Origin of the sequence: Myroides odoratimimus (assembly GCF_030326305.1) — a bacterium.
GTDB lineage: Bacteria > Bacteroidota > Bacteroidia > Flavobacteriales > Flavobacteriaceae > Flavobacterium > Flavobacterium odoratimimum_A.
Genome location: NZ_JACAKB010000002.1, coordinates 249,917 through 262,206, shown reverse-complemented (window position 1 = coordinate 262,206; position 12,290 = coordinate 249,917). Strand labels below are relative to the sequence as shown.

Below are 12,290 nucleotides of genomic sequence, written 5' to 3'. Positions count from 1 at the left end.
TCAATTTAGAATAGTGTGATAAAAGCGAATTGTATTTAAGTAATCAATTCTTAGTTCTGTTTTCTGAATTCTTCAGGGGATAGCCCTGTGTTCTTTTTAAAGAAACGAGAGAAGTAAGCATTGTTCTTAAAGTCGAGTTCATAAGAGATTTCTGTAATCGATAAATCGGCATTGACCAATAATCGTTTACATTCTAAGATCACTCTATTACGGATAACTTCACCTGCTGTTATTCCTACTACTTTTTTGCATAAAGAGTTGAGGTGATTAGGAGTGATGTGAAGCATATCGGCATATTCTCCAGGTAATCTTTTTTCTATAAAATGATCTTCTACGAGCTTTTCAAAATTCTTGATAATGAAGTGCGCACCCTTAGTCTCATTAGGTTCTTCAGGCTCAAATACTTTCTTGACTAAGAATAGTTGTGTCTCTAAGAACAGTTCTAACATTAATACTTTGATATAGTCTTTCTGTAAGGGTTGGTTCTCTAAGGAGGCATAATACATCTTTTCGAACTTAGTGTGTAGTGTCTCATAGCACTTCTCACAAGAGAACTTAGAGTACAGAGCATTCCCTCCGAAGAAGGTAAACTCCTTTAGATAATTCGGGTTAACTAAGAATGTACGTAGAAAGTTATCATTGAAATTGATAAGAAACCCTTTTGTACCAGGTTCGAATTCCCATTTGTGTACTTGTGAAGGGTTGAGATAAAATAAACATTTCTCCTCAATAGAGAATTTCTCAAAATCAATAGAGTGTATTCCCTTCCCTTCTGCTACAAATAGAATTTGATAGAATGCATGTCTATGAGGAGCAGACACCATATTCGGTCTATTAGAAATATACTCTTCTAAGCGATATACCACACAGTCTTGGGATATATTGTTATTGTCAAGTAGGTTACAGATGTTGTAAATTGGAATACTATTGTTCTCCATATTTCTAATATTTTAGGCAAAGATAGGAATATGTTAAATTCTTTAAATGGTAATTGAATAGAAATAAGTTATGATGTGATTTAGATTTAGTACTTTAGGAGTGATATTGTCGTTTATGTATAAACATATTTAAAGTCTATAATCCATGTCAAATGAGTCAGAATAATTATAATCCAGAATATATAAAAAGTATGTTCAATCAGATGAGTGGTTCTTATGAACGGATAAATTATATTACTTCATTTGGATTCTCTATTCGTTGGCGAAAGCAGTTGATCAAAGAGTTAAAACCTACACCCGAAAAAGTAGAAGTAATAGACCTTATGACAGGTATAGGGGAAATGTGGGGTGTTATAAAGAGAAAGTTTCCACAGGCTAAACTATCTGCCTTAGACTATAGCGATGAGATGATTAAAAGAGCAGAGCAGAAAAATGAGACTGAGTATATGGGAGGTGTCGATCTACTTCATCAGAATGTATTAGTGAGTAGCTTGCCTTCAGAACACTATGACTATGTTACTTGTGCTTTTGGGTTAAAGACATTTAATGAAGAGCAAATACAGGTATTAGCTAAGGAAGTAGAAAGAATACTCAAACCTAATGGGCAGTTTGCTTTTATAGAAGTTTCCGAGCCTAAAAATCGTATACTCAAGTTGTTATTTGGTTTTTATTTAGGGGGTATTGTTCCTGTATTAGGGGCTTTATTGTTGGGAGGTATTAATGAATATAAGATGCTGTGGAGATATACGAATAAGTTTAAAGATGCGAGTAAGAGTGCACAATATTTTGAGTCAGTAGGGCTACATGTTAAAAAGCATTCTTATTTCTTTGGTTGTGCAACAGGATTTAGTGGATATAAGAAATTAGAATAGCGGGAATAGCAAGTGGATTTTAGAAGTAATAAGTTATGGAAATAAAGATAACTACAGAGGTAGATGATCATAATGCGATGGCGATTAAGGAGATCTTATCTTCTTATAATGTAAGTCATACGGAACATTTAGTGGCTTGTATCAATGAGGCATTAGAGATTACTTTAGTGGAAGAAGGAGAGGTGATAGGCGGGTTATTGGGGCGTTCTTTATGGGGAACGTTAGAGATACAGAACCTTGCGGTGAAAGAGAGTCATAGAGGACAAGGCCTTGGTAAGAAACTCATGTTAGCAGCAGAGCAGGTAGCTATAGAACGCAACTGTAAGTATAATCACTTAATACTTTTTCGTTTCAAGCTTCTGACTTTTATCAATCTTTGGGATATGAGATTTTCGCAGAAGAGAAGGATTATCCGTTAGGGTATTCTAAGATATATCTGCGTAAGGTGTTGATGTAGTGTTCTCTGAAAAAGAGGTAAGAACTTTTAGTACTGTGTAATGTGTTGTTTTATAGTTTGTTAAATGTTGATTAAATAAGAAGTAATGCATATCATATACAGTTTTTTACTCGGTTGAATAGTAGTATCTTTGCACTCCAAAATTAGATATAGTGAATACAACAATTGCTTTTATAACTCCACCGTTTACCCAGTTAAACACACCTTATCCAGCAACTGCTTACATCAAGGGATTCTTGAATACTTTGAATATTGACAGTTATCAGGCTGATTTGGGAATAGAGGTTATATTGAAATTGTTTAGTAAACAAGGATTGATAGACTTGTTTGATTATGTACATGAACACATAGAAGAAGTATCTCCTAATATACATCGTATTCTTGCTTTAGAGGAGGATTATATCTCTACTATCGATGCTGTTATTGCTTTCTTACAAGGAAAGAACTCTACATTAGCACATGCTATCGTACAAGAGGATTATCTTCCTAGGGCATCTCGCTTTGAACAACTAGAAGAATTAGAATGGGCATTCGGTACAATGGGAATACAAGATAAGGCGAAACACCTATCTACACTGTATTTAGAGGACTTGTCTGATCTCATTGTTGAAACAGTAGATACCAACTTTGGGTTTAGTAGATATGCGGAGCGATTAGGTCGTTCTGCTCATACGTTTGATGAGATGTATGATGCGCTACATCAACCTTTGACTTATATCGATGAGATTACCCTTGATTTATTACAACAGCTAATAGATAAGACTAATCCTAAAATAATGGGATTCTCTGTACCCTTTCCAGGTAATTTATACAGTAGTTTTAGATGTGCTCAATACATTAAGAAGAACTATCCTCATATCAAAATCACGATGGGAGGAGGGTTTCCTAATACTGAGTTGCGCTCTTTAAAAGATGTACGTGTATTTGAGTTCTTTGATTTTATCACTTTAGATGATGGAGAGGCTCCACTGGAGAACTTGATTCTCTATGTAGAAGGAAAGATAGCACAAGAGGAGTTAAAGCGTACACTCATTGCTAAAGATGGTGAGGTAGTGTATGTCAATAATCCGCTGAAGCGTGACTATAAACAAGCTGAGGTAGGTACTCCTGATTATTCAGACTTACTGCTGACAGAGTACATCTCTGTGATTGAAGTTGTGAATCCAATGCATCGTATGTGGAGTGATGGACGATGGAACAAACTAACGATGGCGCATGGATGTTATTGGGGTAAGTGTACTTTCTGTGATATTAGTTTAGACTATATCAAGGTATATGAACCAATAGCGGCTAAGCAGATTGTAGACCGTATGCAGACGTTAATTGAGCAGACGGGAGAGACAGGCTTTCACTTTGTCGATGAGGCAGCACCGCCAGCACTAATGCGTGAGGTAGCGTTAGAAATCATCAGACGTAAGCTAACAGTATCTTGGTGGACGAACATCCGCTTTGAGAAGAGCTTTACGAAAGACTTGTGCTTATTATTAAAAGCTTCAGGATGTGTGGCAGTATCAGGAGGATTAGAGGTAGCCTCAGATCGATTATTAAAATTAATAGATAAGGGAGTTACGGTAGAGCAAGTAGCCCGTGTGAATAGAAACTTTACGGAGGCTGGTATCTTAGTGCATGCTTATCTGATGTATGGTTTCCCAACACAAACGGCACAAGAGACAATAGACAGCCTTGAGATGGTGCGTCAGTTGTTTGAAGCAGGAGTAATGCAATCGGGCTTTTGGCATCAGTTTGCGATGACTGCTCATTCACCAGTAGGTATGAACCCAGAGGAATACAAGGTAGAACGTGTACATGCAGAGATGGGGACATTCGCCAATAACGATGTACCGCACGTAGAAATGAATGGAGCGATACATGATAAGTTCTCTTTTGGACTGAAGAAGTCACTGTTTAACTTTATGCATGGGATGTGCTTTGATATGCCATTACATGAATGGTTTGATTTTAAAGTACCTCGTACAAGTATATCGCCTGATTATATTTTTACTTGTCTTAATGACGAACCACTAACAGTGTGTAAACCGAATCAGAAAGTCGTATGGTTAGGGACATTCCCTTATATTGAGTACTTCGAAAAGAAGAAAAAGAACAGAGTGTTTGAAATGGCACAATTGGTTTTCTATACTAAAAAAGAGACGATAGGTGTAGATGTAGATAGAGTGGTAGGAGATTGGTTTGTACATTTTGTGGAGACTTTGAAGGAGAAAGCTTCTCAGACGATGACTTATCAAGAAATGAAAAAGAGCTTTGAGGAGTTTACGAATGAAGACTTTGAACCATTCTGGTATTCTAAACCAGCACAAGCATTAAAAGATATGGCACTACTAGTGCTTTAGATATAGAAAGCCTCGCATTTGCGAGGCTTTTTTAGTTATAGTTGTTTAGAATGTATTATTAAACAAGCCTTTATTTTTTTAACTAATAAAAGGTAAAATAACACAGACAAATAAAGTAATGAAGTATAGTAGCCATTCATACCAGCGCATAGGATCTGTAGAATACTTTAATCTCGCATAAATATTTGAAATCAATAATGGGAGTACACTGAAAATAAGTATGATAAAATGTATAAACTCTGATACATCAATAAAATAGAAGACTATTCCTAAAAGAGCTAATACTATACCCGTACAGCGGACTGTGCGGTTAATTATATTAACAGTAGAGGTGATGTCATAAAGCTTTTTGCGCTCTTCTGATAATGTATTGTAACCTGCTAATATACTGTCAGCATTAGTATGTGTTAGAAGAAAACTAATTCCTATATACATAATAGCGATAACAAAATATACGGTCATATTATTTCTTTATAAAGTTAACAATAGTAGGTACTAGTTCAGTGTGAAGAGGCACATCAGGCTTCTTGTATAATGCTAAGTTCTCATCCTCTTTTACAACTGTTTTTAGTACATGATTCATTCCTTTTATTGTCACAAGAGTTGCAGCAGGTACAGCTTGTTTTAAGTTGTCTCCCTGATCTGTCTTGACCTGTAAGTCCTTATCCCCTTGTAAGATTAAGATCGGTTGTTTTACTTTTTTAAGTTCTACAGTAGGATCGTACTTCATCCAAGAGATAAGGTAAGGCTGAACAGAAGTGCGATATAAGCTTTGTAGCATAGGAGGGATGCTATCTACTATTTCGCCTTTTCTAAGTTTAGAATGAATGTCTTCTATTGATTTCGCAAAGAAAGGTGCTTGCGCTGTTATCTGTTTATACAGTGTTTTATCTATTGTCTCTCCTGGCCCTTGTAGTGAGATAAGCTTAGATACAGTACTATTGTCTTGACTAGCCAATGTTGCTACCATGGCTCCTTCACTGTGTCCGATCAAGATAATACTAGGATATTCTTTTTTGAAATAATCAATAACTATATTTAAGTCATTCACATTGTCTTCAAACTTAATATCTGCCTCATTTATCGTCTGGTTCTTCATTTGAGCAAACATCCTTTTGTTATACGTGAAGGTGTTGATACCATTCTCTTTTAGCCCTTGAGCAAGATACTTATACGAGTTCGCATTTACCCCTGCAGGGCTGTTCCCGTTCTTATTAGTTGGACCAGAGCCTGCTATTATAATGGCAAGTTGTTTACTGTCTTTATTAGCTAGGTATAAGTCACCATCAATTTCACTGTCTATCTGAACAGCTGTTTGTGCAAAGCTAAATGACGTAGCAAAGCATACGATAAGTGCAGTTAATAGTTTTTTCATAGTGTTGTTGTGTTGGTTAATGACTAATATTTGTATACTATCAGTTTAGATACTATTTCTGCAATTAGTACGGCAGGAATTAGAAGAATTAGATGGGAGATCTTTTTAGTATTCGTAGCAGTTTTATAGCCTTTGTAAATTAAGATTCCAATAAAGATAAGTGCCCCAAAAAACAAAAGCGATCCTACACCAAGTACAATTAAATTAATCATAGGCAAATTTGAAATTGCAGCTGGATTGTCGATGTTAGCAATGATATATTCGCCAGTTTCTTGATTAACACCTCCAATATTTGTAATCAAAGTAAAGTAAATGGGAATACGCGCTATTAAACTAACATTTAGTAGATCTATAATCCGTGTTTTCGTAGGTTGTAATAATGAGAGCAGATAAAGAAATAAAGTTAAGCACAAGGTATTGACAATGTTGTCAAGTAAAGGTTGATACCATAATACTTTACTTCCAACATGCATATCTATTACTCCATCAAAACGAGCATGAGTTAAGTAAGCAAATAGTGAACTGATTAAGATTGTGCTTATTCCAATCCATAATAGTGTTTTTTCCTGAATTGTTTCAAATGGTTTAAGAATGTAGTTTTTGAGTGTCATAAGGTTTTGTTTATAGTGAGTTATTCTTTTTTCTGTAAGTGTTGGATATGTTCTATCATATCATCTAGCTTATTTCGGACAGTAGGGTAACTGATGTTCATCTGTAAAGCCATTTGTTTTAGACTACCACTGTTTAAAAAGAAAGCTAAGATAAACTCCTGTTCCTCTTTACTCAGCTGTAAGAGTAGGGGCAAAGAGAAGTTACCATTGACGATAGTCTGACAGTGCTCACAAGATAGCTGAGTGACCTTTAGTTCACTTTCACAACTGGGACAATGTATAGGTAGTTTGGGTTTAATTGACATAATGTGAATTGTTTGTTTCATTTTATTGAAGTCTAATTTAATAAAATTAATATTTATATCAAAATAGTTGATTAAAATAAAGAGGGATGATACTTCTATAAACAAAAAAAATCCCAAGTATAATACTTGGGATTTTTTTTGTTTATAGAAATTATAGGTCTCTTAGTATGCAGGTACAGGCACCTCCGCTGCTACAGCAGTAGCAGCTGCATCTACTGCATAGTCATAAGGACTACTGTAGTATGACATTACATTATACTCATTGTTTGGGTATAAGTTTTCTAGTTTTATTTTTTTACTAGCCAATGGGTTTAAACTATGATCTCCTTTTTTAACTTTCGCTTCCATTTTAAATACTTCTTTATTATCATCAGTATTCAGAATACTGATCGTATAAGTACCTTTCTTATTATTTAATACAGTGTACTTAGAAGTATCTTGAGAAGCTTCGTATGAAGAATAATAGTTGTATGGCTCATAATTAAAGTCTACTATACCTACAGAACCATCTACTAATGTTCCTTCTTTAAAAGTAGCTTGATATTTCACTTTACCATTTTCATAGTATTGGTATGCTCCATCTAGCTCACTATCTGTAAGATTGTATTTATACACGATAGCTTCTGTTTCTGGATTATAGATAGTTCTTTCGAATGAAGTAGAAGCTCTATAATTCTCTTCCATCAGTAAGTTCGTAGGTGAATAAGCATCATCCACGTTGTAAACTTTTACATAAGTTAACGCTCCATTCTCAAAACCTTTCGTGGTGTAGTTTATATACGAAGCTTCAGTTAATACTCCTTCATAAGGAACTCCTTCATTGTAAGTCAGCGTAGATAATACCTCTCCTTCACTATCATAGTATGTAGAGACACCGTGTATCACATTGTCTTTATACTCACTAGATGATTTAAGAGTACTGTTCTCATAAGACTCTATTTTAGTAAGATCACCTTTATCATCATAGTAGTTGATATTGATAACCTCATCTCCACTAGAATATTGAATAGTCTCTTTGCCTATTTTATGTCCGTTTTTATAAACAGTTTCTGTTTTGTAATACGAGTCTATGATAGTCACTGTTCCTTCATAAGGAACACCATCTTTATAAGTAGCTGTAGAGATTACTTCTCCTTTTTCATTATAGAATTTTCCTTGCTTATTATAGTCGATATCAGCTTGTAAGAAATAAGAGTTAGTAGCGTATGAGTTACTACCTGTTTTTAATGCATATCCCTTTTTAGAAAGAAGGTTCCCACCTTGTAATTTCTCTATAGAAGTTATTTGTTTGTCATAAGATAATTCTATACGAGTACCTGTCTGAGAGATATAGTCATACGTACCTATTTCTTTTCCTGCTTTGTCGAAATGTGTTTCTTTTACAGGAGAATAAGAGTATGAGTTAGGCGAATAAATAGATACCTTTGCCTTTTTACCATTGTCATGATACTCTACTTCTTTGATTAACGCATTGTTAGAATAGTATGACTCTGTTGATAATATTGCTTTATCAGTATTTGTATCATAATCAGCTTGATATACTAATAATTCTTTTTCATACTTAGCAATAGTAGAAATTAAATCATTAGATAATACATATCTAGTACCAGTAATATATGACATCGAACCATAGATAGGATCTAGTTTAAAGTCAATACGACCTATCTCTTTTCCCTTTTGATCATAGTATACAGAAGTATTGTTTTTTGTAACCTCGAATACCTTGCCATTTTCATACGTTTCTGTTCTTTCTACTAATTTGCTATTCTTATAAATAGAGACTACATTATCTGCTATCATAGTCCCTTCTTTAGGAGTATATCCATCCTCGTTATAAGTGATTTGTCCTTTAGAACTACCATCTTCATTGAAGTATTCTACTTTCTGGATATAACTCTCTTCATTGCTATACGTAATAGACTTCACTACATTCTTTTTAGGGAATGTATAGTATTCTTTTACCTTTACAGGTACATTTTGTTTATAGGTATAGATAGAGTAGATTTCATCAGGATGACTATCATATGTATTGAATATGTAGTTAGTTCCTTCCTGATAAGTAGAATATCCATCGTCTTCTAATTTACTCGTAAAGGTACCTAGTTCTTTACCAGACTGATCATAGTACACATCTGTTGTTACATTAGCCACAGTTGTAGATTTACTCTTCACTTTTCCTGTTGTATAGTAAGCTACAGTAGAGACTAGAACACCATCACTATATTCGCTGATAGACTGTACCGTGAAGTTGTTGTAGTCTAAGGTAGTCACATACCCTGCATAAGGTGTCCCTCCACTATAATTAGCTTGCTGCTTTAGCTCTCCATTTACATCGAAGTATTTCTCTTCTGTGATATAATTATTCTCATCGAAGATATAAGCGACATAGTTCTTTTCATTCTTAGGGTTTATAATCTCATAACGAGTATATATACCTCCCTCAGCTTCTACATAGATATACGTTCCTTGCCAGTTATAGATAGCCTGACCATCTTGGATCATATTATCGCTATAAGTACATATATATTTATTGCCATTACGCGGATCTATAGTCTCTGCCTTAGTGATCATATTATCTTGATCATAAGTATAAGTAGCGTCTATTTTTCCTTCTTTGTTATAATAGTTTACAGCTCCTGTATATAGAATATGTCCTCCTTCTTGAAGAGTTCCGTTTCCTTTACTTTCTATTTTTTTAGAAGCCGCATTATACACTTCTATTGATTTTAATGTAGGTTCGCCTTTGATATCTTTTGCAATTTTAAAAGATTCAGCATTCTTTTTAGCTGTTACATAGTCATAGCTATCTACCCAGATAGTATCTCGTGCTACCTGACTGAACATCGGTGTAGAGAATAAAATGGCTAATGAGAAAATCTTTTTAATCATAGGTTCTTTTTTAAATGGTTTTGTTTGTGTTTTATAGATGGTAAAAGTAAAGAAGTCTCTTTTATTATTTTCACATATTGGCAATATTTTATGTTCTGTTTCGCAAAATCACTATTTTCAGCGAGTCGCTTAGTGAACATCTGGACTAGCTTATATTATTAAATCTGTGTTATCTATTTGATCAAAAGGAATATTACATTTGTACTAACAGTAATGGATAATAGTCTAAAGTGAAATCTAACTGTTGTTTAGTTCATGATATCCCTTAGTATCAATCTTTGGGATATCCTTTTTTAAATCGAGAAGTATGAAAACTAGAATAAAGGATAATTTAGCAAGTATAGAAAAGCGTATTACAGCAGCATGCGTACACAGTGGTCGTTCTAGAGATGAGGTGCAGCTACTACTCGCTACTAAGACGGTAGATGCAGATAGAATAAAGATGGCTATAGAGGAGGGATATCCTCTGATAGGAGAGAATAAAGTACAAGAACTAAGGGATAAGTATGAAGGTATAGGTACAGATAACTGTACTAGACATTTTATAGGACATCTACAGACCAACAAGATTAAAGATATCCTGAAGTATGGTGTGACTTGCATAGAGTCTATAGACCGCATCAGTGTAGTAGAGAAGTTACAACAACTCCTAGAAAGAGATGATAGAACTATAGATGTATTAATCCAAGTGAATACTTCTGATGAAGACAGTAAGTTTGGGGTAGCACCAGAAGCAGCTATTGATTTTATAAAAGAAGTAGCTACGTATGATCGATTACATATAAAGGGGCTAATGACAATCGGGTTATTCAGCGCAGAGGAGAGTTTAGTACGACCTTGTTTTAAAATATTAAAGAAAGTACAACAAGAGACTATAGCACTACAACTGCCTAATGTAGAAATGAAAGAACTCTCTATGGGAATGAGCCATGATCTAGAGATAGCGATAGAAGAGGGGGCTACCATCGTGAGAGTAGGTACTGCCATCTTCGGCGAACGTATCTACCCAGATAGCTACTACTGGAACGAAGAGAAAAGTATAAAGTAACTCAATCCAATAAAAAAGCCTTCTCTTGATCAGCAAGAGAAGGCTTTTTAAAATTATATATAAAAACTACAATGAGGAGGTTATTCCACTACCTCAATTTTTTTCTTTTTAAATAATAGGTTGCTATTCATCAATACGATAGCTCCTAGTATCATTAATATTCCCATCCATTGAATGAAGATAACTTCTTCTTTTAGAACAAAGAAAGCTACTGTTACTGACGCAGGTAGTTCTAATGAAGAGATAATACTACCTAGGCCAACTCCTGTCAATGGGAATCCCATATTCAAGAATATCGGAGGCAGTACAGTACCAAATAAGGCTAATACAAGTCCCCATCCATAGAAGATACTCCAGTCAAAATCACGGATACCAGAAGTATTGTCAGAGAACATCGTATAGAAGCTCATCATCGCATCAGAGTTATTAGGTCCTATCTGTGTAATGATCACAAAGATAGATACGATAGTCGCTGCACCGCATAGCATAAACATACTGCGCTTAGGAGCAGCTAAGTGATTAGCGATACGCCCTGAAGCAAATAACGTAGTAGCAAAAGAGCACGCTGCCATAAAACCAAATATCACTCCTCTAATATCTAACTTGATTTCACTAAACAATACATTAGTCGCTAGTACTGTCCCTGATAAGATTAAGATAACAGAAACTATTTTTAGTAGATTAGGAAAAGTCTTAGTCGCAATACTGTCTAATATGATACCGATCCACACAGACTGCATTAAGAGAACTACTGCGATAGAAGCATCGATATAGCTCACAGCCATATAGTATAGTACAGAAGTGAATCCCATAGAAGTACCCGCTAAGATTAATTGTCTAATATCTTTAGAAGTCGCCTTTTGCTCATCACTAGACTTCTTGCGAAGCATATTGATTAAGGTCACACAGATCAATCCAATAAGTACTTGAGACAATGTTACTTCTGCAGTTGTATATCCCTGTGCATAAGCCAGTTTTACGAACGAAGCTAACATACCGAAACTAGACGCTCCGATAGCAACTAAGAAAACACCTTTTGCTGTATTTTGTTCTTTCATTTTTATTACTTTTTGCGTGGCAAAGGTAGTCATATTTTTCTCAGCAGTCTAGGACAAATGTCTAGCGAGATGCTTCTGTTAGGAATTAAAAATGTAGATTTAGAAATGCTTGTTTTAAGGCTTCTCTAAGTTGTCTACACCTCGTTTGGCTTGCACTTTCTAGGGGTTTGCTAGGAGAATCCTTGGAGTTTACTTGCCTAGAAGGCCGTTTTATCGAAGGAATGTGCAAGAATACCCCTAGCAATGTGCTAGTATAATAAAACGAGATAGAAAGATTAGTGATTAAGAACCGTAGTGGCTGTACTGTGGAAAGGGAGAAATGTAGTCTGGGCTAAACCATTTAAAATTAAGTAAAAGCAACAGAAGCACAGTTGAAAAAGAGGTGC

At 35.0% G+C, this 12,290-nt stretch carries 11 protein-coding genes; 4 read left to right on the top strand and 7 right to left on the bottom strand.

Annotated features, from left to right (window positions below; translation table 11 throughout):
• Window positions 1–50 precede the first annotated feature (50 nt).
• Entirely contained in the window at window positions 51–938 is an 888-nt protein-coding gene (locus HX049_RS02895; protein ID WP_286413904.1) for an AraC family transcriptional regulator, read from the bottom strand.
• Between the two features lie 152 nt (window positions 939–1,090).
• On the opposite strand from HX049_RS02895, the gene HX049_RS02890 reads away from it, so the two are divergent.
• The 3 genes from HX049_RS02890 to HX049_RS02880 all read left to right on the top strand — a co-directional run bounded on the left by HX049_RS02890 (window position 1,091) and on the right by HX049_RS02880 (window position 4,618).
• Entirely contained in the window at window positions 1,091–1,810 is a 720-nt protein-coding gene (locus HX049_RS02890; protein ID WP_286413902.1) for a class I SAM-dependent methyltransferase, read from the top strand.
• A gap of 35 nt (window positions 1,811–1,845) precedes the next feature.
• Complete coding sequence (locus HX049_RS02885; protein ID WP_286413899.1) at window positions 1,846–2,229, top strand: GNAT family N-acetyltransferase; 384 nt, start codon at window positions 1,846–1,848, stop codon at window positions 2,227–2,229.
• A 190-nt stretch (window positions 2,230–2,419) separates the two neighbouring features.
• The gene (locus HX049_RS02880; protein WP_286413897.1) at window positions 2,420–4,618 is read left to right on the top strand and encodes a B12-binding domain-containing radical SAM protein; all 2,199 of its coding nucleotides are present in this window, start codon (window positions 2,420–2,422) and stop codon (window positions 4,616–4,618) included.
• Between the two features lie 78 nt (window positions 4,619–4,696).
• On the opposite strand, the gene HX049_RS02875 is transcribed toward HX049_RS02880, so the two are convergent.
• The 5 genes from HX049_RS02875 to HX049_RS02855 all read right to left on the bottom strand — a co-directional run bounded on the left by HX049_RS02875 (window position 4,697) and on the right by HX049_RS02855 (window position 9,798).
• Entirely contained in the window at window positions 4,697–5,080 is a 384-nt protein-coding gene (locus tag HX049_RS02875; protein WP_286413896.1) for a DUF3784 domain-containing protein, read from the bottom strand.
• Window position 5,081: 1 nt separating this feature from the next.
• Window positions 5,082–5,993, bottom strand: a complete 912-nt coding sequence (locus tag HX049_RS02870; RefSeq protein ID WP_286413894.1) for an alpha/beta hydrolase — start codon at window positions 5,991–5,993, stop codon at window positions 5,082–5,084.
• Between the two features lie 23 nt (window positions 5,994–6,016).
• The gene (locus HX049_RS02865; RefSeq protein WP_286413891.1) at window positions 6,017–6,604 is read right to left on the bottom strand and encodes a hypothetical protein; all 588 of its coding nucleotides are present in this window, start codon (window positions 6,602–6,604) and stop codon (window positions 6,017–6,019) included.
• Between the two features lie 20 nt (window positions 6,605–6,624).
• A complete protein-coding gene (locus HX049_RS02860; RefSeq protein WP_286413889.1) occupies window positions 6,625–6,909 on the bottom strand; it encodes a DUF2089 family protein in 285 nt (94 codons plus the stop codon).
• 162 nt (window positions 6,910–7,071) lie between these two features.
• Window positions 7,072–9,798, bottom strand: a complete 2,727-nt coding sequence (locus HX049_RS02855) for a toxin-antitoxin system YwqK family antitoxin (RefSeq protein ID WP_286413887.1) — start codon at window positions 9,796–9,798, stop codon at window positions 7,072–7,074.
• Window positions 9,799–10,105: 307 nt separating this feature from the next.
• Here HX049_RS02855 and HX049_RS02850 point away from each other — a divergent pair, with 307 nt between their 5' ends.
• On the top strand, window positions 10,106–10,846 hold the full coding sequence (locus tag HX049_RS02850) for a YggS family pyridoxal phosphate-dependent enzyme (protein WP_286413886.1): 741 nt from the start codon (window positions 10,106–10,108) through the stop codon (window positions 10,844–10,846).
• Window positions 10,847–10,926: 80 nt separating this feature from the next.
• On the opposite strand, the gene HX049_RS02845 is transcribed toward HX049_RS02850, so the two are convergent.
• Entirely contained in the window at window positions 10,927–11,904 is a 978-nt protein-coding gene (locus HX049_RS02845; RefSeq protein WP_286413883.1) for an EamA family transporter, read from the bottom strand.
• Window positions 11,905–12,290 lie beyond the last annotated feature (386 nt).